This window comes from Stenotrophomonas sp. YJH_SMC_14-1 (assembly GCF_059372275.1).
On the sequence record NZ_JCAFVK010000001.1, the window covers coordinates 469,068 to 492,794 of the forward strand.

The following is a 23,727-nucleotide window of genomic DNA, read 5'->3' on the forward strand; positions in this document are numbered from 1 at the left end:
ACCGGTGCGGGGTATTCGGGGGCGATCAACCCGGGGCGAGGGTGGTCAGAAGGGCGCGGGCCGCGTTGAAGCGGTCCTCCGGCAACGGCAGCGGATGCTTGATGCGAAGCTTGTCGGGCCCTTCCATGGCATAGAGGTTTGGCTGTTTCTGGATCAGCTGGATCACCGCCATCGGATCGATGTTCGGCTTGGACTCGAACACGATGCGGCCACCGTTTTCGCCCAGGTCCAGCTTGCGGATGCCCAGCGTATTGGCCTTCAGCTTCAGCTCGGCGATGGCGAACAGGTGCTTGGCCGCATCCGGCAGCAGGCCGAAGCGATCGATCATCTCCACCTGCAGTTCGCGCAGCGCATCGCTGTCGCGCGCGCTGGAAATACGCTTGTACAGGGTCAGGCGGGTATGCACGTCCGGCAGGTAGTCTTCCGGGATCAATGCCGGCACATGCAGTTCGACCTCGGCACCACGCACTTCCTCGCCGGCATCCAGGTCGGGCAGCTTGCCCTGCTTGATGCTGCGTACCGCGCGCTCCAGTAGCTCGGTGTACAGGCTGAAGCCGACCTCGGCCATCTGCCCGCTCTGGTCCTCGCCGAGCAGTTCGCCGGCACCGCGGATCTCCAGATCGTGCGTGGCCAGGGTGAAGCCGGCGCCCAACTCGTCCATCGAGGCGATCGCTTCCAGGCGCTTCTCAGCGTCGGGGGTGATCGCGCGGCGGTCGGGGGTGATCAGGTAGGCGTAGGCACGGTGGTGCGAACGGCCCACGCGCCCACGCAGCTGGTGCAGCTGGGCCAGGCCGAAGCGGTCGGCGCGGTTGATGATGATGGTGTTGGCGTTGGGGATGTCGATGCCCGATTCGATGATCGTGGTCGACAGCAGCACGTTGAAGCGCTGCTTCTGGAAGTCCAGCATCACCTTTTCCAGCTCGCGCTCTGGCATCTGCCCGTGGGCGATGCCGATGCGCGCTTCCGGCACCAGCTCGGACAGCTCGCGCTGCATGCGGCCGATGCTTTCCACGTCGTTGTGCAGGAAGTACAGCTGGCCGCCACGTGCCAGCTCGCGCTGGAAGGCTTCGCGCAGCAGCGCGTTGTCCCACTGGGTGATGAAGGTCTGCACCGCCAGCCGGTTCGGCGGCGGCGTGGCGATGATCGACAGGTCGCGCAGGCCGGCCATGGCCATGTTCAAGGTGCGCGGGATCGGCGTGGCGGTCAGGGTCAGCAGGTGCACGTTGGCGCGCAGCGCCTTCAGGGCTTCCTTCTGGCGCACGCCGAAACGCTGCTCTTCGTCGACGATGACCATGCCCAGGTCCTTGAACTTCACGTCGGGCTGCAGCAGGCGATGGGTGCCGACGATGACGTCGATGGTGCCGGCGGCGACCTTTTCCAGCTCGGCCTTGATCTCCTTGGTGCTCTTGAAGCGCGACAGCACCTCGACCTTCAGCGGGTAATCGGCGAAGCGGTCGCGGAAGTTGCGGTAATGCTGTTCGGCCAGCAGCGTGGTCGGTACCAGCACGGCCACCTGCTTGCCGGCACTGGCGGCGGCGAATGCCGCACGCACCGCCACCTCGGTCTTGCCGAAGCCGACGTCGCCGCAGACCACACGGTCCATCGGCTGGCTGCTGGCGAGGTCGCGCAGGGTGGCGTCGATGGCGGCCAGCTGATCGGGGGTTTCCTCGAACGGGAATCCGGCGGCGAACGGCTCGTACATCGCACGGTCCACCTGCAGTGCCAGGCCGGCACGCGCCTGGCGACGGGCCTGGATCTCCAGCAGTTCGGCAGCGACGTCGCGCACCTTTTCGGCGGCCTTGCGCTTGGCCTTGCTCCACTGCTCGCCACCGAGCGAATGCAGCGGCGCGGTTTCCGCTGAAGCGCCGGAATAGCGGCTGATCAGGTGCAGCTGGGCGACCGGCACATACAGGCGGTCGCCCTTGGCGTATTCGATTTCGAGGAACTCGCCGGGCATGCCGCCGACGTCCATCGCGATCAGGCCACGGTAGCGGCCGACGCCATGGTCCTCGTGCACGATCGGTGCACCCTCGGTCAGTTCGCCGAGGTCGCGGATGATCGCTTCCGGCTCGCGGCCGGCGCGACGCGGGCGGCGGGTGCTGCCGGCGCGGTCGGGGAACAGCTGGCGCTCGGTCAGCACCGCGATGCGCGGATCGTCCAGTGCGAAGCCATCTTCCAGCGGTGCCACCGCGATCGCGAAGCGCGCACCGTCGGCGAGGAAGCTGGGCAGGTCGGCCACCACCGGCGGCTTCAGTTCGGCGGCCTGCAGCACTTCCAGCAGGGCCTCGCGACGCCCGGGCGAATCGGCGGCGATCAGTACCCGGCCCGGATAGTGGCCGAGGAAGGATTTCAGCGCGTCGCCAGCGGGGGCCTCGCGCGCGGCCACCGGCAGCGGCGGCAGCGGCTGGTCACCCAGCGCGTGGGCATCGGCGATGCGCGCGTGGTCAGCCGACCACACCTCGATGCGCGGGGCATCGTTCAGGCGCTCGCGCAGCAGCTCCGGCGACAGGTACAACGCCGAAGGCGGCAGCAGCGGGCGCTCCACATCATGGCGGCGCTGCTCATAGCGGTCCGCGGTCTGCGCCCAGAACGCGACGGATGCTTCATACGCACCGGTACAGACCACCGGCAGGCTGCCGTCGGGCAGGTAGTCGAACAGGGTTGCGGTGCGTTCGAAGAACAGCGGCAGGTAGTACTCGACGCCGGCCGGGGCCAGCCCGGACTTCAGATCCTGGTACAGCGAACTGCGCCGGGTATCCACATCGAAACGCTCGCGCAGCGTGGCCAGCACGCGTGCGATGCTGGCCTCGTCCATCGGCACTTCGCGGCCGGGCAGCATGTGCACCGCCTCGACCTTGTCCAGCGAACGCTGGCTTTCCGGATCGAAGGCACGGATCGAGTCGATGTCCTCGTCCAGTAGTTCTACCCGCAGCGGCTCGTCGGCGCCCATCGGGAACACGTCGAGCAGGCCGCCGCGCACCGCGAAGTCACCCGGGTCCATCACCTGCGGCACGTTGCGGTAGCCGGCGCTTTCCAGGCGACGCTTCTCGGCTTCCAGGTCCAGGCGCTGGCCGACTTTCAGGTCGAAGCTGCCACCGATCACATAGCTGCGCGGGGCCAGCTGCTGCAGCAGGGTCTGCACCGGCACGATCACCAGGCCGCGCTTCAGCGCCGGCAGGCGGTGCAGGGCGGACAGGCGCTGCGAGATGATGTCCGGATGCGGGCTGAAGCGGTCGTACGGCAGGGTTTCCCAGTCCGGGAAGGCGACCACCGGCAGGGCCGGGTCACCGCCAAGCAGGGTCTGCAGGTCGGCTTCGAGCTGGTTGGCACCGTGGTTGTCACGGGCGATCACCAGCAGCGGGGCGTCATGCGCACGCGCGGCCTGGGCCAGGTACCAGGCCAGGGCGGTCGGCGAGGCGGGGGCGCGCCACCAGGCGCGGAGCTGGCCGGCGCGCGGCAGCGGCGGGGCGGGGTATGAGGTACGCGACATGGACCCCGGATTTTAGCAGAAGCCCGATCGAAGCCCGGTGGGTCGTGCCGGCCGTTTGCCGACGGCCTCACGTGCCGTTGGGGGAACACAATGCCGGCCAGCGGCCGGCACTACCGGGAGGCATGGCCGGGCAGGGCCCGGCGCATCCGTCAGTTGTCCAGCTCCAGCACCATCCGCACCAGGCCTTCGGCACCGGTCGGGTGCGGCACCGGCTTGAAGCCCAGCGAGGCGGCCAGCTGCTTCATCGGCTCGTTCTCGGCGGCAACGTCGCCGTACAGGCGGTCGAGGTACTTGCCGCGGCCCCACTTCACCAGCTTGCGCATCAGCTGCCGGCCCAGGCCCTGGCCAATGAGGAAGCGGCTGATCAGGATCGCGTACTCGGCTTCACGGGTACCGGGGATGATCGAGGCCCGGGCGACCGCGCCGACCACCGCTTCGCCAGCGGGCAGGGATTCGGCTGCGACCAGGGTGATCTCGGTCTTGGGATTGGGGTGGGTCAGGCGCTGGGTGGTTTCCGGTGACAGCTCGGTCACCGCCTGCAGGAAACGATCACGGATTTCTTCCGGCCCGAACAGGCTGAACGCCGCTTGCAGCGGTGCGCCGTCTTCCGGGCGGATGGGGCGGATCAGCAGCTCGTGGCCGCTGGGAGCCTTGAAGATCTCATGCCAGGGCGGCATGCGGTTGCGAGTGGCCATACCGGGTGATTCCTTGGTGGTCCATCGATTGTGGCATCACCGGGGCTGCATTCCGTGAACGAAAGGCTCACGGCGGTACAGCCTCGTGAAGGCCGTTATTCGGGGGCTTTGAGCCAATCCAGGCGGGTGCTGGCTCCCGGTTCGCCCAGGTGCTGGCGCAGCGCCGGCAGGGCCGGGCCGACCACCCGGTCGAACTGCCACGGCGGGTTGAGCAGCAGCATGCCGCTGCCGTTGAGGCGCAGCGGCGAGTCGTCCGGGCGCACCAGGAACTCGATCGTCATCGCCGACTTGACCGGCAGGGCAGTGGCCTTGCGCAGGAAATGCAGGATGGTGCGGCGCTGCTTGATCGGGAACCAGACCGCACAGGTGGCCTGCGGCCAGCGTGCCAGGGTCTCGGCCAGGGCCGCCAGGATGTTCTGGTATTCGGCGTCCTGCGCCTCGTACGGCGGATCGATCAGCACCAGGCCACGACCGATCTTGCTGCCGTTGAACTTCGGCGGCAGCAGCGAGCGCAGCAGGGCATAGCCATCGCCAGCGCGCACATCGACGCGGCTGTCATGGGCAAACAGGGCCTTCAGCGTGGCCGTTTCGGCTTCCTGCAGCTCGCAGACCGCCATCCGGTCCTGCGCGCGCATCGCCTGTGCGCTCAGCAGCGGCGAGCCCGGGTAGTTGGTCAGCGCGCCGACCGGGTTGTCGGCCTGGACCGCCTTCAGGTAGCGCTCGACCACCTCCGGCAGCTTGGGCTGGGCCATCAGCCGCATGATCCCGGATTCGGCCTCCAGGGTCTTGCGGCTCTCTTCGCTGGCCAGCAGGTAGCGGCCAGCGCCGCCGTGGGTGTCGAGTACGAAGAACGGACTGTCCTTGCGCTTGAAGCTGTCGATCAGGGCCAGCTGCACGATGTGCTTGAGCACATCGGCGTGGTTGCCGGCATGGAAGGCGTGGCGATAGTTCATGGCCGGCAGTGTACGGGGCGGCGGCCGCAGCGGCTATGCTGCGCGCCATGACAGCTCCCGTTGCCCATGTCCTGGTAGTCGAGGACGAAGCCGCCATCGCCGAAACCGTGCTCTATGCGCTGCGCAGCGAGGGCTATGCCGCCAGCCACTGCCTGTTGGGCGGGGAGGCGCTGCAGCGGCTGCAGGCCGGGGATATCGACGTGGTGGTGCTGGACGTGGGCCTGCCCGACCTGGGCGGCTTCGAGGTCTGCCGACGGCTGCGCGCGCAGCCCGGGCCGGTGGCGCAGCTGCCGGTGATCTTCCTGACCGCCCGCAACGATGAAGTGGACCGCGTGCTCGGCCTGGAGCTGGGCGCCGACGACTACATGACCAAGCCGTTCTCGCCGCGCGAGCTGGTGGCGCGGGTGCGTGCACGCCTGCGCCGTGCGGCGCCGGTCATCGCAGCGCCCAGCGCCGATGCAGGCTGGCAGGAACATGGCGCGTTCGCCATCGACCGCGAAGGCCGGCGCATCCGCTTCCGTGGCCAGGCACTGGATCTGACCCGCTACGAGTACGCGCTGCTGGAGGCGCTGCTGCAGCGACCCGGTGCCATCCTCAGCCGTGCCCAGCTGATGGACCGTGGCTGGGACAGCAGCGCCGACAGTGCCGACCGCACCGTCGATACCCATGTAAAGACGCTGCGTGCCAAGCTGCGCGCGGCCGGTGCCAGCGACGACCCGATCCGCACCCACCGTGGCCTTGGCTACGCGCTGGAGGTCTAGCCGATGCGCCTGGTGCTGAAGCTGTTCCTGGGCTTCTTCCTTATCACCGGCATCGCGGCCTTCTTCGTGATGCGCGTGTTCGTCAACGAAGTGAAGCCGGGTGTGCGCCAGGCGATGGAATCGACCCTGGTCGATGCGGCCAACGTGCTGGCCGAGATGGCCGCCGCCGACGTCAAGGACGGCACCATCCGCAGCGGCAGCTTCACCCGCAATCTGGCCAAGGCACGGCAGCGCGACCTGAAGGCAATGGTCTGGCGTTTCCCGAAGCGCTCGCTGGATTACCGGGTGACCATCACCGATGCCAAGGGCATCGTCATCTACGACTCGCTGGGCCGTGACCTTGGCCGCGACAATTCGCGCTGGAATGATGTCTACCGCACCCTGCGTGGCGAGTACGGTGCCCGTTCCAGCCCCGAGATTCCGGGCGAGGAAGGCGATACGGTGATGCATGTGGCGGCGCCGGTATACGACCCGGCCGATGGCCGCACCCTGATCGGCGTGCTCAGCCTGGCACAGCCCAACCGCAGCATTGATCCGTTCATCGCTGCCAGCCAGCGCGCCATCATCGAGCGCGGTGCCTGGCTCATCGGATTGTCGGCGCTGGTCGGCGTGCTGGTGACGATGTGGCTGACCACTGGTCTCGGCCAGCTCAGCCGCTATGCACGCGCGGTCAGCGCGGGCGAACCGGTGCCACCACCACGGCGCCGTCGCGACGAGATCGGCGATCTCGGCCAGGCGCTGGAAACGATGCGCCGCAAGCTCGAAGGCAAGGCCTACGTCGAGCAGTACGTGCAGTCGCTGACGCACGAGATGAAGAGCCCGCTGGCGGCGATCCGCGGTGCCGCCGAACTGCTGCAGGAGCCGTTGCCCGAAGCGGACCGCGTGCATTTCGCGCGCAGCATTGTCGATCAGCAGGAGCGGCTGACCGAGACCATCGACAAGCTGCTGGCGCTGGCCGAAGTGGAACAGCACGGCTGGCTGCAGACCCGCGACCCGATTGCATTGCCGGCATTGCTGGCCGATGCGGCCGCGGCCGCGCAGGTGCGTGCACAGGCGGCCGGTGTGCGGGTCCACATCGGCAACGTGCCCGACCTGCGGGTGCAGGGCGACGGCTACCTGCTGCGGCAGGCGCTGCACAACCTGATCGACAACGCGATTGCCTTCTCGCCGTCCGGCGCGGAGATCGCGCTGCAGGCCGAGGTGGACGGGCAGGGCGTGCGCCTGCAGGTGGCCGATCGCGGTGCCGGCATCCCGGACTATGCGCGCGAACGGGTGTTCGAGCGCTTCTATTCGCTGGCGCGGCCCGGCAGCGGGCGGCGCAGTTCCGGCCTGGGCCTGCCATTCGTGCAGGAAGTCGCGCGCCTGCACGATGGACGCGCCAGTGTCGACGTCCGCGAGGGCGGCGGCACCGTGGCCAGCCTGTGGCTGCCATCGGGTGCGCCGGGCCAGCGCCCGCGCCGCTGACTTCACACTCGCTTCAAATTCGCCACAAACCCTGCTCACCCCAGCGGTCCATCCTGCAGCCCTCTCCAACGAGGATGGACCATGAAATCCCTGAAGATGCTGCTGAGGTTCGCCATTGTCGGCGGGCTGATCCTGCTGCTGCTGGTGCCGCTGACCATGATCCGCGGGGTCATCAACGAACGCAGCGCGTACCGCGACGAGGCGTTCTCGCGGGTGGCCGACAGCCGCGCCGGTGCACAGCAGCTGGTGGGCCCGGTGCGGGTGGTGCCATGGGTGGAACGCAAGCAGGTTGAACTGGTCGACCCGCTGGGCGTCAAGAAGACCGAGATACAGGTCACCGAGGGGCACTGGCTGCAGATGCCGGCGTCGCTGGAGGTGGGCGGCGAGATGCTACCGAGCCAGCGCGAAGTCGGCCTGTTCAAGGTACCGGTGTACAGCTGGAACGGCCAGATGAAGGCGACCTTCGCCGCAGACGACTATCCGGTGAAGGCCGGCCGCAGTTACGGCCAGCCGTATGTCGCGGTTGGTGTATCCGATGTGCGGGGCCTGGTGGGTACGCCGAACCTGCGCGTGGATGGCAAGCAGCTGCGGTTGCTGCCGGGCGTTGGCGCGGCCAGCGAGGTGGGGCGAGGCCTGCACGCACCGGTGGCCGGTTTCGCTGCGGATCAGGGCGGCACGCTGGCTGCCAGCACGGTTGAACTGGAGCTGCGCCTGGATGGCAGCCGCATGCTGTCGGTGGTGCCGGTGGGCGATGACACCCACATCGCGCTACGTTCGAGCTGGCCGCATCCGTCGTTCAGCGGTGCGTTCCTGCCCAATGAGCGACGCGTCGATGCGCAGGGCTTCGATGCACGCTGGGCGGTGTCCTCGCTGGCCTCCGATGCCCAGCGCCAGCTGCGCAATGATGGTGCGGTCGAATCGCAGGCGGTGACGGTGTCGCTGGTCGATCCGGTCGATACCTACACCCAGGCCGACCGTGCCTCGAAATACGGCGTGCTGTTCGTGCTGCTCACCTTCGTCGGCTTCATCCTGTTCGAGCTGATCAAGTCGCTGCGCATCCACCCGTTGCAGTACCTGATGGTGGGCCTGGCGCTGGCGATCTTCTTCCTGCTGCTGATCAGCCTGTCCGAGCACATCGCGTTCTGGAAGGCCTACCTGGTATCGGCCGTGGCCTGTATCGGCCTGCAGGCGGTGTACCTGGCCAATGTGCTGGGCCACTGGAAGCGCGGTCTCGGCTTCGCTGCGCTGCTGACCGTGCTGTACGGCGCGCTGTATGGCCTGCTGGTGTCGGAGAACAACGCGCTGCTGATGGGTTCGCTGCTGCTGTTCGTGATCCTGGCGCTGGCGATGTGGGTGACCCGCCGGGTCGACTGGTACGCGCTCGGCGCGGAACTGAAGTAAGGAGCAGGCCATGGGCTGGCGCCAGGGATTGCGGCAACGGGCACGGCAGGGCATTCCGGCCCTGCTGGAAGTGGATGCACTGCTGCAGGCACATGGCGTGCTGGCGGCCCTGCCGGGGGCGCGGATCGCCCCCGGCCTGGTCCGCTTCCAGCTGGCGGCGGTGACCTGCGAAGGATTGCAGGGGCAGGGATTGCGCTGGCTGCAGGGCGCGCGGCAGGGACGCGGCGCGGTGGCTGGCCGGGTGCCGCGCTACCGGCCATGGAAGGCCGGGGCGGAGGCGCTGGCCGAGATCGGTATCGGTCGCCTTCCGGATGACTGGCCGGCACACGCGGCGGTGTACGGCTGCAGCAGCATCGACCGGCGGCACTGGTTGCTGCTGCTGCCGGAACGGGCACAGTTGTGGTTGGGATGGAGCGGGTGATTGGGCTGTTCATCCACACATGGCGTGGATCTACTGTTGTGGGTGCGAACCTTGGTTCGCACGCTCCCGCCCATGACCGATGGGACGGTATCCCCGCGCCCCCGCTGGCTAGACTCGACGAGTTGATGATCGAGCCGAAGGGCAGGGGTGCGATGTGTTGAAGTGGGGCATGCTGGCCGCAGCGCTGGCGATGGGTGGCAACGCAGGAGCGCAGCAGCGCGAGACGGTGGACCTGGACATGGTCAGCCGCATCCGCCAGGAGGCCTTCCACCGTTCGCAGGTGATGGACACCTTCAGCTATCTCACCGAGCGCATCGGCCCGCGCCTGACCAACTCGCCGGCGATGGGCCGCGCCAACGCCTGGACCCGCGGCAAGTTCAGCGAATGGAAGCTGGACAACGTCCACGACGAGGCCTTCGACGACTTCGGGCGCGGCTGGGAGTTCACTTCGGCGAGCGTGGAGATGCTGGGCGACCGCGTGCAGCCGCTGCATGCACTGCCCAAGGCCTGGACGCCGGGCACCAAGGGGCCGGTTGAGGGCGAGCTGGTCCAGGTCGAGATCAAGAAGCCCGAAGACATCGAGAAGTACCGCGGCAAGCTGCGCGGCAAGATCCTGCTGCTGGGCGAGGCGCGCGAGTACAAGCGCGGCACCGAGGCGGATTCGCATCGCCACGACGCCACCTCGCTGGAAGGCCTGCAGGAGTTCACCCTGCCCAAGGACAAGGACGCCACCGCCGAGCGTGCCAAGCGGGTCAAGGAGTACCAGGAACGCCAGCAGCTGGCGACCAAGGTCAATGCGTTCTTCGTGGAAGAGGGCGCGCTGGCCTCGATCAGCATCAGCAGCTGGGACAACGGCATCATCCGCGTTGCCGGTGGCGGTTCGCGCAAGGCCGGCGAGTCGGTGGGCATCCCCGAGCTGGCGATGATCAGCGAGCACTTCAATCCGCTGGTGCGCGCGCTGGAGGCCAAGCAGACGGTGCGCCTGCGCGTGGATGTGGCAGCACGCTTCACCGATGAGGCCGACCAGCCCGGTTACAACACGCTGGCCGAGATCCGTGGCAGCAGCAAGCCCGATGAAGTGGTGATGATCGGCGCGCACCTGGATTCCTGGCACAGCGGTACCGGTGCGGCCGACAACGCGGCTGGCGTGGCGGTGATGATGGAGGCGATGCGCATCCTCAAGGCGACCGGCGCCAAGCCCAGGCGCACCATCCGCGTGGCGCTGTGGAGCGGCGAGGAACAGGGCCTGATCGGCTCGCAGGCCTATGTGGCCAAGCACTTCGGTCGTTTCCCGGAACCCACCGACCCGGCGCAGAAGGCGCTGCCGGCCTCGCTGCGCGAGCCCACCGGCGCGCTGCAGAAGACCCGTGATTACGGCAAGTTCCAGGTCTACTTCAACATGGACAACGGCTCGGGCCGCTTCCGCGGCATCTATGCGCAGGAAAACCTGGCGGCGATGCCGATCTTCGAAGCCTGGCTGGCGCCGTTCCATGACGTGGGTGCCACCACCGTGGCCACCCGCAACACCGGCAGCACCGACCACATCAGCTTCGACCGCATCGGCCTGCCGGGCTTCCAGTTCATCCAGGACCGGCTGGACTACTTCACCAATGTCCACCACAGCCACCTGGACACCTGGGACCACGCCGAACCGGAGGACCTGAAGCAGGCCGCAGCCATCGTCGCCTCGTTCGCCTACAACGCCGCGATGCGCGAGCAGCCGTTCCCGCGCAAGGTGGAACCGTAAAAGGGGACGGAGGGGATTAAGTCGTTTCTCCCCTCCGTTTCCCGGTTGCAGGCCCAGCGGCTGGGCAATCGCGACTTAATCCCCTCCGTCCCCTTTTTTCCGTCGGGGGCGGAGGGCTGGTAAAATCGGGGGATTCCCGTTCCTCGAGCCGTCCATGACCTGCCGCACCCGCTTCGCCCCCAGTCCCACCGGCTACCTGCACATCGGTGGTGCCCGCACTGCGCTGTACTGCTGGCTGGAGGCCCGCCACCGTGGCGGCGAGTTCGTGCTGCGCATCGAGGACACCGACCGTGAACGCAGCACCCAGGGCGCGATCGACGCGATCCTGGAGGCGATGGAGTGGCTGGGCCTGGACTATGACGAAGGCCCGATCTACCAGACCGACCGCGTCGCCCGTTACCTGGAAGTGGCCGAACAGCTGGTGGCCGACGGCAAGGCGTATTACGCCTACGAGACCCGCGAAGAGCTTGACGCGATGCGCGAGGCCGCCATGGCCAGGCAGGAGAAGCCGCGCTACAACGGCGCTGCGCGCGAGCTGGGCCTGCCGCGCAGGGATGATCCGAACCGCGTCATCCGCTTCAAGAACCCGCTGGAAGGTACGGTGGTGTTCGACGACCTGATCAAGGGCCGTATCGAGATCGCCAACAGCGAGCTGGATGACATGGTCATCTTCCGCCCGGACGGCTACCCCACCTACAACTTCGCGGTGGTGGTGGACGACTGGGACATGGGCATCACCGAGGTCATCCGCGGCGACGACCACATCAACAACACCCCGCGCCAGATCAACCTGTATGAAGGCATCGGCGCGCCGGTGCCCAGGTTCGGCCACATGCCGATGATCCTGGACGAGCAGGGCGCCAAGCTGTCCAAGCGCACCGGTGCGGCTGACGTGATGCAGTACAAGGACGCCGGCTACCTGCCCGATGCGCTGCTGAGCTACCTGGCCCGCCTGGGCTGGTCGCACGGTGACCAGGAGCTGTTCAGCCGCCAGGAACTGATCGACCTGTTCGACGTGAAGGACTGCAATTCCAAGGCCTCGCGCCTGGACATGGCCAAGCTGGGCTGGGTCAACCAGCACTTCCTGAAGACCGAGGACGTGTCCGCGATCGTGCCGCACCTGGTCTACCAGCTGCAGAAGCTGGGCCTGGACGTGGCCGCTGGCCCGGCCCCGGAGGACGTGGTGATCGCCCTGCGTGAACGCGTGCAGACCCTGAAGGAAATGGCCGAGAAGGCCGTGGTCTGGTACCAGCCGCTGACCGGGTACGACGAAGCGGCGGTGGCCAAGCACTTCAAGGCCGGTGCCGAGGTGGCGCTGGGCAAGGCCCGCGAGCTGCTGGCCGCCCTGCCGGAATGGACCGCCGAGTCGGTGGGCGTGGCCCTGCACGACGTCGCCGCCGCGCTGGAGATCGGCATGGGCAAGGTCGCCCAGCCGCTGCGCGTGGCCATCACCGGCACCCAGGTCAGTCCTGACATTTCCCATACCGTGTACCTGGCCGGCCGCGAGCAGGCCTTGAAACGCATTGATGTGGCCATCACCAAGGTAGCAACGGCCTGAGGCATCCTTGCCAGGCCCGAACCGGAGAACACGCATGCCCGCCAAGACCGCCACTGCCTGTACCGCGCCGCACCACCACGTCCACGACGCATCGGATTTCGTGGCGGTGGTCGAGCGCGTCTCGCGCGAACGCGGGCTGCGCCTGACCCCGATCCGCGCCAATGTGCTGAAGCTGATCGCCGAGGCCGGCAAGCCGGTCAAGGCCTACGAGCTGCTGGAATGGGTGCGCAACGGCAAGGGCGTGGGCGCGGATGCCCCGCCCACCGTGTACCGCGCGCTGGACTTCCTGATGGCCAACGGGTTCGTGCACAAGCTGGAATCGGTCAATGCCTTCGTGGCCTGCCATCACCCCAGCAGTGCCGCGCATTCGGTGCCGTTCCTGATCTGCAACAGCTGCCACAGCGCAGTGGAGCTGGAGGACCGCGAGATCGTCACCCAGCTGGAGAAGCGCGCCAAGGAGCTGGGTTTCCAGCCGCAGGCGCAGACCCTGGAAGTGCATGGCCTCTGCGCGCGCTGCGCCGGCTAACGCAACGGTAGTGCCGGCCGCTGGCCGGCATTTTGGAAACGGTGCGACAGGGCCTGCGTCCTAGTCCATCGCCTTGGAACGGGTATCCACCCGCACGATCACCGACATGCCGGGCCGCAGCTGCTTTGCCAGCTTCTGATCCCTGTTGATCGATATCCGCACCGGCAGCCGCTGCACCACCTTGGTGAAATTGCCGCTGGCGTTGTCCGGGCGCAGCACGCTGAATTCCGACCCGGTGGCGGGCGCGATCTCCTGCACGCGGCCCCGCAGCACCTGGCCCTGGAACGCGTCCACCGAGAACGTGGCCGGCTGGCCGATCGCCATCCCCCAGGTCTGGCCTTCCTTGTAGTTGGCCACCACCCACAGCGTGTCAGGTACCAGGAACAGCAGCTGCGAACCGGCGGCGACGTACTGGCCCACGCGTACGCTGGCTTCGCTGATCTGGCCGTCGCGCGGCGCGTGGATCACCGTGTTGGCCAGATCGATGCGCGCCAGTTCCAGCTGCGCCTGCGCGCTCTCCACCTGGGCCTCCAGGCTCTTGCGCGCTACCTGGGTCGATACCAGGGTCTCCTCGGCGATGCGGATCTGCGCCTGCGACTGCTGGACGCTGGCCTGCGCCGAGGCCTGCGCGGTGCGGAACTTGTCGCGATCGTTGATCGACACCAGCTGCTGCGCGGCCAGTTCCTCGTAGCGCTTGGTCTCGTTGCGTGAGCGTTGCAGCTCCGCCTGCCCGGCCGACAACGTGGCGCGGGCGGAGGCAATCTGCGCACGGTTCTGCGCCTGGGACTGGTCCGAGTTGGCCAGGGCCGCGCGTGCGCTGTCCAGCGTCGCCTGCGCCTGGGCGACCCGCTGCGCATAGATGCGGTCATCGATGCGCAGCAGCGGCTCGCCTTCCTTCACGTGCTGGAAGTCCTTCACCAGCACTTCGGTCACGTAGCCGTTCACCTGCGGCGCCATCACCGTGATCTGGCCGCGCACGTAGGCGTTGTCGGTCACCATCACGCTGCTGGTGAACGGCCACAGGTGCCAGGCGCGCAGGATCAGCGCAATGCCCAGCAAGGCCACCACCACCATCACCACCACGCTGCGCGCGCTGGGCTTGAGGTACTTCGGCGCGACCGCGGGTTCTACCGGCGTAGGGGCAGGCGCCGCGTCGGTCGGCGGCGGTGGGGTCACGTTGTCGGCGTCGTCGGGTCGGGGCGGGACGGGAGGCATGGTCGAGAACTCAGCGGGGCGCGGCCGGCGTGGCCACAGCGGGGGAAGTGGGGTAGCGCTTGCGCCATTGCTTGAGCACGGCGGTGCGCAGCGACAGCAGCAGCAACCAGCACAGGAAGCCGATGGCCAACCAACCGCTCAGCGTGAACACATCATTGAAGCCGCGTACGTTGGCTTCGCGGCGCGTCGTCTGCGCCAACTGCGCGCTGCCCTGCGCGCTGCGCAGCACCGGATCGGTGATCTGGGCGACGTACAGCTGCTGTTGGATGCGCAGGCGCTGTGCCACCACCGGGTCGGCTGGGTCGAGCTGGCTGGTCAGCGCGCTGGAATACAGCTGCTCGCGATGCAGCTGGAAGGTCCCCAGCACCGCCGAGCCGGCCAGGCCGCCCAGCGTCTGCGTGATCGACAGCGTGACCAGGAAGGTGATCATGTGGTCCACGCCCTGTTTCAGCGCGGCGGAAATGCCGAGCATGATCAACGGGCCCATGAACATGCCGGCACCGACCGAGGCCAGGAACTGGCTGGCGTAGAAGTCGTGCGGCCGATCCATGCTGGTGCGGTGCTGGTCGAAGAACGCGGCGGCGCCCAGCAGCAGGATCGCCATCAGCAGCTGCGGGATCAGCCGTTTGGGCCCGAAAGTCAGTGCAGTGCCGGCGATACCGGTGATCACGCCGGCAAGAATCACCACGAACAGCGGCCGCAACTGATCAGGGCCCATGCCGAGCGTGCGCATCAGGTTGACCACGCCGTAGGACTGCTCGGTGGTCAGGAAGCGGATCAGGAAGGCGCCGACGATGAAATGCAGTACGGGCAGGCTGGCCAGCCAGCGTGTCTGCAGCAGCGGATTGTGCCGGTAGTGCTCGATGATGAAGGCGGTGGTGGACAGCACGATCGAGGCGACCAGGGCCCAGCCCAGCCACGGCGTGTTGAGCCACCAGCGGGTGTAGCCCTGCGCCAGCACGATCACCAGCAGCGCGACGGCCGGTGCGAGCAGGGCAAAGGTGAGGAAGTCCAGCGGTTCGAAGGCTTTCACCTGGATGCCGGGCGGCAGCTTCAGCACCACCACTGCCGCGAACGCGCACAGTGCCAGCCCGGCTTCGAATGAGTAGAGCTGATGCCATTGGCCGGTATCGACCAGGCCTGGTGAAACGATCCAGGCGATCGGCACCGCCAGCTGCGAAAGGCCGACGCCGACCACCAGCAGATTGCCGGTAAAGCGGCGCGGCAGCGCCTGCAGCATGTACAGCGTGCCCAGTGTCGAACAGGCCGCACCCGCGAAGCCGCTGGCGGCGCGGGTCAGCATCGTGGTCTCGAAGCTGCCGACGAACAGGTGCAGCACCGCCAGGGCCGCGTACAGGCCCAGCCCGATCTCGGCGAACAGGCGGATGCCGTACTGCTGGCGGAACTTGAAGGCCAACAGGTTGGCGGTGACATTCACCATGGCATAGGCCGCCACCAGCCAGCTGCCCTGGGTCGGGGTCAGTGCCAGCTGGCCCTGCAGGAACGGCAGGTTGGCGGTGACCAGCGCATTGCCGAGGCCGCCGGTGATCGCCACCAGCAGTGATACCAGCGCATAGGCCGCGCGCCGATACGGCGGGTGCCAGGGCATCGATGCCGAACCGGGCATGGTCGGCTTTTCGTGCTCCTCCCAATCCGGAACCGGCTTCAGATACGGCTGGACCATCAACGGGCCTCGCTGGCAGCTCCCTGGAGACCCCCACGCAGCAGCTGCAGGGCGCGCCCGGCCAACTGAGCGCGCTCGTCGCGGGTCTTGCCGCGCAGGGCCGCACCCAGCATGCCCGAGATCAGTGAAATATCCGTCTTCTCCAGGTCGGCACGGCACAGCCCGGCGGCCTTGGCGCGCGCGATCGGTTCCTCCAGCAGGTCGCGCACGGTCTCGCGCGCGGCGCGCATGGACGGCACGTCCGAATCGACCGCACGCCAGTAATCGGCCAATGCCGGCGAATCAATGATGCGCTGGGCCATGCCCTCGAACACCTCGAACAGGGCGTCGTCGCGGTCGCCGAGCTGCTCGACCTGGCGCCGGATGCGGTCGACCGTGCGCTGCAGCAGCGCCTGGATCAGCGCGGTGCGGTCCGGGAAGTTGCGGTACAGGGTGGCGCGGCCCACCTGGGCGCGTTCGACCACCAGGTCCAGCGGGGCGGTGACACCGTGTTGGCCGAACACATGATCGGCGGCGTCGAGGATGAGGGCACGGCGGGCGGCGGCATCGGCACGTTGGGCAGTCATGGAATCATTTTCGGACAAAAGTGTCCGATTGGCGAGACATTGGGTGACGGGATTGTCCGCTTGTTGTGGTACGCACATCTTTGTGACGGATGCGTGATGGCGTGGGTCGAAATGAAAACGGGGGCCCGAAGGCCCCCGTGGAATGGCGTGGGGGTCAGAGCCCCTTCCTTCGAAAAGGGCTCTGACCCCGCCGTGCGCGATCAGAAGAACGCGCGGATGCCGAATGCGACACCACGGCCTGGCAGCGGCGAGTAGTCGCGCAGCAGCGAGGTATGCGGGCGCACTTCGCGGTCGGTCAGGTTGCTGCCATCCAGGAACACCTCGTAGCTGTTGGTGGCGTTGCGATCCCAGCGGTAGGCCAGGTGCGCGTCGACCAGGGTGTAGCCGTCGCTCGGGGCTTCGTTCTGGGCGACGTCCTTCTGGCGGCTGTAGCGCACCGCACCGACCGAAGCGCGCCAGCCGTCCTTCGACCAGCGCAGGTCGGCGCCGACGCGGGCCGGTGCGATACGCGGCAGATAGCCAGTGTTGGCCAGTTCCACCGTGTAGTTGTGGTTGTGGTCGCCATGCGGCACGGCGATGTCCAGGTTGCGGCTGCCGCTGCCATCCAGCTTGGCCTTCACGTAGTCGCCGAACAGGCGCAGATCCCAGTCACCGGCGCCGCCCTCGAACAGGTGCACCAGCGCTTCGGCCTCGGCACCGCGGAACACCGCGTCCTGCTGCGTCCAGATGCGCACCGGCAGACCCTCGGTGATGCCGGTGTCGGCCAGGTAGATGAAGTCCTTGAACCTGGTCTGGTAGACCGACGCGGAGAAGTCCAGGCGCTCGCTGTGGGTGTGGATACCCAGTTCCACGCGCTGGCCGCGCTCGGTCTTCAGGTTGGCGTCGCCGATTTCCAGCGAACGGGTGGCGATGTGCGCGCCGGCGGCATACAGCTCTTCGTTGGTCGGTGCTCGCTCGGAGCTGTCCACGCCGATGCGCAGGTCAACGGCATCGTTGAGCTTCCAGATGCCTGCGGCAGACAGGTTGGTGGCACCGAAGGTGCGGCGGCGGTAGTCACCGCTCGGGTCCAGCTTGACCTGATCGTGGCGGCCGCCCAGTTCCAGCTTGAACGGGCCGAACTGCTTTTCCTGCAGCACGAACAGGCCGATGTTCTTCGTGCCGGTATCCGGAACGAACGCCTCTTCGCCCTTGGCACCGAAATCACTGTTGCCGAACTGCAGGCCGAAGGCGCCGTCCCAGCCGCCGATCTGCTGCTGCACCGCTTCCAGGCGCGCTTCGATGCCGCGGTTGGTGAAGCGGGTCGACGGCGTACCGGCTTCCAGCTCCACGTGTTCGTAGTCGGTGTAGGCCACGCGTGCGTTGATGTTCTTCAGGAACGAGACCGGGTTGTAGATGCCGGCCTTGGTCTCGAAGCGGTTCTGCACCATGTCGATGCGCACGTCGTGCTCGTCGCCGCCTTCCTCTTCGTCGCCATGGTCGTGACCGTGGTCATGGCCATGATCGTCACCATCGGCGTGCACGTGCGCGCCATTGGGAATGCCATAGTTGGTGCGGTAGGTGCTGGCCGACACGCCGAAGTAGCCACCGTCGCCCAGCCACGTTGCGCCGACGCCACCTGCGCGTGTGCGGATCGAACTGTTGTCGAGGCGGCCGCGGCGCGGTTCTTCGCCTTCCTCGCCCGCGTGGTCATGGTCGTGGTCGTCGTGGTGGTCTTCAAGGCTGTCGATCACCGCGTAACCGGGAATGCGGTAGTCGTCGCCATTGCGCACCAGGCCATCCACATGGAGCACGACGTTTCCGCTGACGCCATCGAGGCGGAACATGCCGCTGCGCTCGTTGTTCACCGAATTGCCGCGCAGTTCGGCACGACCGCTGAGCGGCCGCTCAGGCAGCTCGCGCGCGATGCGCCCGTCGACCACATTGACCGCACCACCAATGGCGCCGCTACCGAACAGCAGCGTGGCCGGGCCCTTCAGTACTTCGATCTGGTCGGCCAGGAACGGTTCGATGCTGGTGGCGTGGTCGGCGCTGACCGTGGACGCATCCATGTTGCCCATGCCGTTGGACAGCACGGCCACGCGCGGGCCTTCCTGGCCACGGATGATCGGGCGGCCGACGCCGGGGCCGAAGAAGGTGCTCTGCACGCCGGGCAGCTTGGCCACGGTATCGCCGAGGGTGCCGGCCTTCTGCTCGTCCAGGCGTTCACCGGCCAGAACCTCCACCGGGCGTGCCAGGGATTCGGCGTCACCCTGCAGCGGCGACGCGGTGACCTGCACCGACGACAGCTCGGTCAGGTGGCGGTCACGATGGGCGGTGTCCTGGCCGGCTGCAAAGGCGACGGATGGCAGCAGGGCGGCGAGGGCCAGGGCCAGGGAATGCGGCTTGAGCCGTGGGGTATGGGCGGGCATGGACGGGTCCTTTGTTACAATGTATCAATCGCGGGGCGCACGAATCCCGTCGATGGGACAGGGTGAGGGAAACCGTGCGGGTCGGAGAGGGATGTTATATTATTCCATAACGATTCGCCGAACCTGCTGGAAGTCATGTCCCTGTCCTCACGCCTGCGCCACCTGCTCGACCGTTTCGGCGCCACTGGTTCGATGCTGTGCGCGGTGCACTGCGCGGTGATCCCGGTGCTGCTGGCCGCAGCGCCTTCATTGGGGCTGTCGTTCTGGCTGAGCGACGGCGTGGAACAGGCGCTGGTGGTGTTCGTGACCCTGCTGGGGTTGTTCAGCCTGGTCTGGGGCTACCGCCGGCACGGTGCGCTGCGTGCGCTGGGCTTCCTGATTCCCGGCCTGGTCGCATTGTGGGCCGGCGTGCTGTATGACCCGCTGCACCACAATGCGGTGCCGCACGCGGTGGTGATGACCATCGGTGGCCTGCTGGTGGGTGTGGCCCATCTGGTCAACCTGCGCCTCAACCACGGTCACGTGCACGACGCCAGCTGCGCGCACTAGGCGCTCCGTGATAGGATTTTCGATCGTGCGCGGGGGCGCCCAGCAAGGCGGCCCCGCCGAACCCGTGTCAGTACGGGGTAACCAGATTTCACATTTGAGGAGTTGAAGACATGGGTAAGGGTGACCGCAAGACCGCCAAGGGCAAGCGCTACAACGCCAGCTATGGCAACGCCCGTTCGCACACCGCCAGCAAGGTCGCCGTAGGCGCCGCCGCTCCGGTTGCCAAGAAGACCGTGGCCAAGGCTCCGGCGAAGAAGGCTGTGGCGAAGAAGGCCGTCGCCAAGGCCTGATCCGGTCGAGCGACCGGTTCAATGAAAAACGCGGCGCCTGGCGCCGCGTTTTTTTATGCCTGTCCGGTGAGCCGAGCGTGGGTTCGGCTCTACAACCGCATCAGCGCAGTGTCTTCTTCAGCGTTTCCGGATTGCCATCGTTCGGCGCGGCCGGTACCTGCAGCAGGTGGGCCAGCAGCGGATAGACATCGACGTTGTCGAAGCCATCGATCACCAGGCCCTGGCGGAACGACGGGCCGCCGGCCACGAACACTGCGCGCATGGAAGGCAGTGCGTTGTCGTAGCCATGCGAACCTCGATCCTGCTTCGCACGCTTGGCGATCTTCTCCTGGTGCAGGGCATCCCAGCCTTCATCCATGACACAGACGATGGCCGGAACCCGCGGATGCGTGCCGTAGTGCCAGCGTGCCGGCAGGTTCTCCTTCTTCCAGCATTCGTAGTGCGCGTGGCGTCCGAGCAGGGCGCGTTCGGCTTCCGCTTCGCGGCCGGCGACCGGCGCAAAGCCCACCGACTGGCCCTGGCTGATATTGCGTGCAATGGCCGGGTCGGCCATCGACTCGGTGGCGATCACGTTGCCGTCGGCGACGCTGGCCATGCCGTGGTCGGAGACGACGATCACGTTGGTGGTCTTGGCCAGATCGCGCTGCTGCAGCCCGTCGAGCACCTGGCCGACGATCTGGTCGGCGCGCACGATGGCGTCGGCGTACTGCTTCGACCCGGGGCCGTAGTTGTGCCCAGCCTTGTCCACGTGTTCCATGTACAGCGTGGTGAGGCGCGGTGCATCGGCATCGGTCTGCGCCAGCCAGTCGAGCACGATGCCGGCCCGCTGCTCCAGCGGTTCCTTGCCGTCGTACACGCGCCACTTGCTGGGGCGCACGCCGCGGATTTCAGACTCACTGCCCGGCCACGCCGTGGTGGCCGAACGTACGCCAGCGTTCTCGGCACTGACCCAGATCGGTTCGCCACCCCACCAACCGCTGGTGGTGACCGCGTCGCGGTTGCTCAGTTCGAAACGGCCCAGGGTTGCATCGTCCATGCTGTTGTTGACGATGCCGTGGTGGTCCGGACGCAGGCCGGTGACGATGGTGTAGTGGTTGGGGAAGGTCAGTGACGGATAGGACGGCGTCATCCAGCGTGCACGCACGCCGCCGTCGATCAGTCGCTGCAGGTTCGGAGTGAGCCCACGGTCCAGCGCATCGGCGCGCAGGCCGTCGATGGAGATCAGCAGCAGCTTCGGAGGCGAAGCCGCAGCGGCGGAACCGGGAACGGAGGCGGAAGGGGCGGGCGCGGTGGTGCAGGCGGCCAATGGCAGCAGCAGCGCCAGCGCGCAGGTCAGGCGTACGGAAGTCATCCACGCATGATAAGCCCGCGCAATGACGCGCCCAAGACACGGCGCGCTATCGCGCGCCGTGTCCGCGCATTTTTCCTTATCCCCGCGCCTGTCGGCGCGCCCCCTTCAACAGGAAGGGGGCTTTTCTCCAGACACAATTCCTGATGCTTCCATCCACGCATGGCGTGGATCTACCGTGTCGACCAAGGTCGACACCTACCAACAGTTGCGCAGAACGACGTTCGGACAGATCGCCGGAACCTGTCGAAGGCTGGGTGGGTCCGGTTGCAGGGGCGTGAGCGCCATGGATGGCGCGACCGAGCTTACAGGGACGTACTTGCAGCGTCCCCTGCAACTGGACCCACCCTGCCTCCCCGCAGGAAGCCCGCTGTTGCTGTTGCTCTAGCCTCTGCGGGTGCCGGGCGCAGCCCGGCCAGCCCTCTCAGGCGAACAGCGGGGCCTGGCGTTGTTCCAGCCGCAGCAGCGCGGCCTTGGTTTCCAGCCCGCCGCCGAAACCGGTCAATGCGCCGTTGCTGCCGATCACGCGATGGCAGGGCAGGATGATCGGCAGCGGATTGCGCCCGTTGGCCGCGCCGACCGCGCGGGTCGCACTGGGCTGGCCGAGGTGCTGCGCCAGCTGCAGGTAGCTCCAGGTCTGGCCGAACGGAATCAGTGCCAGCGCCTGCCATACGCGCAGCTGGAACGGCGTGCCACGTGGCGCCAGCACAAGGTCGAAGCTGTTGCGCTCGCCGTGCAGGAACTGCAGCAGCTGTTCGCGTGCTTCCGGCAGGGCATCCGGTGCGTAGTGCCAGTCGTCGCGTCCGCGTGCCGGATGGCGGTTTTCCGGGAACAGCACATGTGAAAGGCCACGCTCATCACCGGCGATGGTCAGCACGCCGATGGGGCTGTCGAAGCGATCAAACAACAGGGTCATGTCGGTTCTCCAACGAACGTGCCGGACAGGTGCCACAGGTGCAGCACGGCGTAGGCGCGCCACGGGCGCCACGGTTGCGAGCGCGCTTCAGTTGCACGTTCGCTCAGGCGCTGGCCCTGTGCGTGGCCGAGCACCTGCTGCAGCACCAGGTCGCCGGCGGGGAAGGCATCGGGCTGGCCGAGCCCGCGCAGGGCGATGTACTGCGCGGTCCACGGGCCGATGCCGGGCAATGCCACGCAGCGCGCAACAAAGTCTTCCAGGGCCTGCCCGGGTCCGAAGTCGAGCTGGCCGCTGGCACATGCAGCGGCCAGCGCACGCACCGTGGCGGCGCGGCTGCGCGGCAGGCCGATCGATTCCAGCGGCGCCTCGGCCAGCACCTCGGGCGCTGGGAACTGGCGATCGAACTCGGACGGCATGCCCGGCAGATGCGCCCCATACGCATCCACCAGACGCCGCGCAAAGGTAGTGGCGGCGGCGACGCTGACCTGCTGGCCGAGCACGGCGCGTACGCCGACCTCGAAGCCATCCCAGCCGCCCGGAACGCGCAGCCCCGGACGTTCGGCGATGCCGCGTGCCAGCAGCGGTTCCTCGCCCAGGGCGGCATGGACCTGCTGCAGGTCGGCGTCCAGATCGAACACACGACGCACACGGCGCACGATGTCGGGGATCAGGCGCGGGTCGACCGCACCCAGCTGCAGACGCAGCTCCGGGCGCTTCGGGTCGGCGGTGACGCGCAGCAGGGTGGGGCGCTCGGGTGTGCCGAGCACGCGCTGGTAGCTGTCTTCGCCGATCAGTTCGATGCCAGGCAGGCTGCGCTTGCGCAGGAAGGCCAGCATGCGCGGGAAGTCCAACGGTGGGCGGTACACGAGCCGCAGTACCAGGCCGCCGCCATCGGCGGCCAGCGGCTGGTGCTGGCGACGCAGCGCCGTCGGTGCCATGCCGCAGCCCTGCAGGAAGGCGGTATTGAAGCGGCGCAGACTGTTGTAGCCGGCGGCCAGCGCAACATCGGTCACCGGCAGCGTGGTTTCGGTCAGCAGTTGCTTGGCCAGCAGCAGGCGGTGGGTGGCATGGATCTGCCCGGGTGTTGCGCCGAGATGTTCGACGAACAGGCGCTGCAGCTGGCGCGCGCTGAGGCCGATCTTCTGCGCGAGGTCTGCAACGCGCTGCTCCTGCAGGAAGCCGCCGTGGATGATGGCGAGGGCGCGCTGCACGGTTTGCCCGGCCAGTGCCTGCTGGGCCTGCGGTGCCAGTTCGGGGCGGCAGCGCAGGCACGGCCTGTAGCCGGCAGCAGCGGCCGCGGCAGCGGTCGGATAGTAGGTGATGTTGCGTGGCTTCGGCGGCGGCGCCGGGCAGACGGGGCGGCAATAGATGCCGGTGCTGCGCACGGCGGTGAAGAAAACGCCGTCGAAGCGTGCGTCACGGGCCAGGCGGGCGCGGTCGCAGGCGGCGGTGTCGAGGGCGAGGGCGGTGTCCATGGCGCCAGTCTAGGCCTCTGGTGACGGCGATACTCGCCACATTCGGACATGGATGCTGAAGAGGGTTCTGGCAGGGCCGCGCCCTGCACCCGTGGTAGTGCCGGCCGCTGGCCGGCAACGGCAACAGCAGAAGCTGGTTTCCTGCGGCAGGGCGGGGTGGGTCCGGTTGCAGGGGACGCTGCAAGTACCCCTCCGGGGCCCGGCCCAGCCGCTGGCGGCTGTGCGTTCGGGCGCTTGCGAAGCAGTGCTTCGCAAGCAAA

General features: G+C 67.6%; 19 protein-coding genes. 9 read left to right on the top strand and 10 right to left on the bottom strand.

Going from position 1 to position 23,727, the window contains the following annotated elements:
- Positions 1-25 precede the first annotated feature (25 nt).
- The 3 genes from mfd to AC5P9P_RS02365 form a co-directional block, all read right to left on the bottom strand.
- Positions 26-3,490: a transcription-repair coupling factor gene (gene mfd, locus AC5P9P_RS02355; RefSeq protein ID WP_288417806.1), complete on the bottom strand. Its 3,465-nt coding sequence runs from the start codon at positions 3,488-3,490 to the stop codon at positions 26-28.
- Between the two features lie 149 nt (positions 3,491-3,639).
- A complete protein-coding gene (locus tag AC5P9P_RS02360) occupies positions 3,640-4,185 on the bottom strand; it encodes a GNAT family N-acetyltransferase (protein WP_004150340.1) in 546 nt (181 codons plus the stop codon).
- A 95-nt stretch (positions 4,186-4,280) separates the two neighbouring features.
- The gene (locus AC5P9P_RS02365) at positions 4,281-5,138 is read right to left on the bottom strand and encodes a 23S rRNA (adenine(2030)-N(6))-methyltransferase RlmJ (protein ID WP_005408683.1); all 858 of its coding nucleotides are present in this window, start codon (positions 5,136-5,138) and stop codon (positions 4,281-4,283) included.
- A 35-nt stretch (positions 5,139-5,173) separates the two neighbouring features.
- Here AC5P9P_RS02365 and creB point away from each other — a divergent pair, with 35 nt between their 5' ends.
- The 7 genes from creB (at position 5,174) to AC5P9P_RS02400 (ending at position 13,016) form a co-directional block, all read left to right on the top strand.
- Positions 5,174-5,899, top strand: a complete 726-nt coding sequence (gene creB / locus AC5P9P_RS02370) for a two-component system response regulator CreB (protein WP_080047689.1) — start codon at positions 5,174-5,176, stop codon at positions 5,897-5,899.
- Between the two features lie 3 nt (positions 5,900-5,902).
- Positions 5,903-7,363 (top strand): two-component system sensor histidine kinase CreC, encoded by a 1,461-nt coding sequence (gene creC / locus AC5P9P_RS02375; RefSeq protein WP_049433040.1) that lies wholly within the window; start codon positions 5,903-5,905, stop codon positions 7,361-7,363.
- Between the two features lie 81 nt (positions 7,364-7,444).
- Positions 7,445-8,764: a cell envelope integrity protein CreD gene (gene creD, locus AC5P9P_RS02380; RefSeq protein ID WP_049397509.1), complete on the top strand. Its 1,320-nt coding sequence runs from the start codon at positions 7,445-7,447 to the stop codon at positions 8,762-8,764.
- A gap of 10 nt (positions 8,765-8,774) precedes the next feature.
- The gene (locus AC5P9P_RS02385; protein ID WP_049452253.1) at positions 8,775-9,185 is read left to right on the top strand and encodes a hypothetical protein; all 411 of its coding nucleotides are present in this window, start codon (positions 8,775-8,777) and stop codon (positions 9,183-9,185) included.
- Positions 9,186-9,354: 169 nt separating this feature from the next.
- A complete protein-coding gene (locus AC5P9P_RS02390; protein ID WP_033835533.1) occupies positions 9,355-10,932 on the top strand; it encodes a M20/M25/M40 family metallo-hydrolase in 1,578 nt (525 codons plus the stop codon).
- A 154-nt stretch (positions 10,933-11,086) separates the two neighbouring features.
- Entirely contained in the window at positions 11,087-12,490 is a 1,404-nt protein-coding gene (gene gltX / locus AC5P9P_RS02395; protein ID WP_288415838.1) for a glutamate--tRNA ligase, read from the top strand.
- 34 nt (positions 12,491-12,524) lie between these two features.
- On the top strand, positions 12,525-13,016 hold the full coding sequence (locus AC5P9P_RS02400; RefSeq protein WP_004150412.1) for a Fur family transcriptional regulator: 492 nt from the start codon (positions 12,525-12,527) through the stop codon (positions 13,014-13,016).
- Between the two features lie 60 nt (positions 13,017-13,076).
- On the opposite strand, the gene AC5P9P_RS02405 is transcribed toward AC5P9P_RS02400, so the two are convergent.
- The 4 genes from AC5P9P_RS02405 to AC5P9P_RS02420 all read right to left on the bottom strand — a co-directional run bounded on the left by AC5P9P_RS02405 (position 13,077) and on the right by AC5P9P_RS02420 (position 18,889).
- Complete coding sequence (locus tag AC5P9P_RS02405) at positions 13,077-14,231, bottom strand: HlyD family secretion protein (RefSeq protein ID WP_049403564.1); 1,155 nt, start codon at positions 14,229-14,231, stop codon at positions 13,077-13,079.
- A gap of 10 nt (positions 14,232-14,241) precedes the next feature.
- A complete protein-coding gene (locus tag AC5P9P_RS02410; protein WP_423373274.1) occupies positions 14,242-15,915 on the bottom strand; it encodes an MFS transporter in 1,674 nt (557 codons plus the stop codon).
- The gene (locus AC5P9P_RS02415) at positions 15,915-16,481 is read right to left on the bottom strand and encodes a TetR/AcrR family transcriptional regulator (RefSeq protein WP_019659167.1); all 567 of its coding nucleotides are present in this window, start codon (positions 16,479-16,481) and stop codon (positions 15,915-15,917) included. The genes AC5P9P_RS02410 and AC5P9P_RS02415 overlap by 1 nt, the downstream gene beginning before the upstream one ends.
- A 200-nt stretch (positions 16,482-16,681) precedes the next feature.
- Positions 16,682-18,889, bottom strand: coding sequence for a TonB-dependent receptor (locus tag AC5P9P_RS02420; protein WP_049403566.1), 2,208 nt, complete (start codon positions 18,887-18,889; stop codon positions 16,682-16,684).
- A gap of 135 nt (positions 18,890-19,024) precedes the next feature.
- Between AC5P9P_RS02420 and AC5P9P_RS02425 the strand changes: the two genes are divergently transcribed.
- Both AC5P9P_RS02425 and AC5P9P_RS02430 read left to right on the top strand, forming a co-directional pair.
- On the top strand, positions 19,025-19,438 hold the full coding sequence (locus AC5P9P_RS02425) for a MerC domain-containing protein (protein ID WP_008264835.1): 414 nt from the start codon (positions 19,025-19,027) through the stop codon (positions 19,436-19,438).
- 110 nt (positions 19,439-19,548) lie between these two features.
- Positions 19,549-19,728, top strand: a complete 180-nt coding sequence (locus AC5P9P_RS02430; protein WP_004150462.1) for a 30S ribosomal protein THX — start codon at positions 19,549-19,551, stop codon at positions 19,726-19,728.
- 100 nt (positions 19,729-19,828) lie between these two features.
- Here the strand turns inward: AC5P9P_RS02430 and AC5P9P_RS02435 are convergent, their stop codons facing one another.
- The 3 genes from AC5P9P_RS02435 to AC5P9P_RS02445 all read right to left on the bottom strand — a co-directional run bounded on the left by AC5P9P_RS02435 (position 19,829) and on the right by AC5P9P_RS02445 (position 23,467).
- Positions 19,829-21,079: an alkaline phosphatase family protein gene (locus tag AC5P9P_RS02435; RefSeq protein WP_012479582.1), complete on the bottom strand. Its 1,251-nt coding sequence runs from the start codon at positions 21,077-21,079 to the stop codon at positions 19,829-19,831.
- Between the two features lie 421 nt (positions 21,080-21,500).
- A complete protein-coding gene (locus tag AC5P9P_RS02440) occupies positions 21,501-21,992 on the bottom strand; it encodes a methylated-DNA--[protein]-cysteine S-methyltransferase (RefSeq protein WP_005408696.1) in 492 nt (163 codons plus the stop codon).
- Positions 21,989-23,467 (bottom strand): DNA-3-methyladenine glycosylase 2, encoded by a 1,479-nt coding sequence (locus tag AC5P9P_RS02445; RefSeq protein ID WP_033835539.1) that lies wholly within the window; start codon positions 23,465-23,467, stop codon positions 21,989-21,991. Before AC5P9P_RS02445 ends, AC5P9P_RS02440 begins: the two co-directional genes overlap by 4 nt.
- Positions 23,468-23,727: the final 260 nt, after the last annotated feature.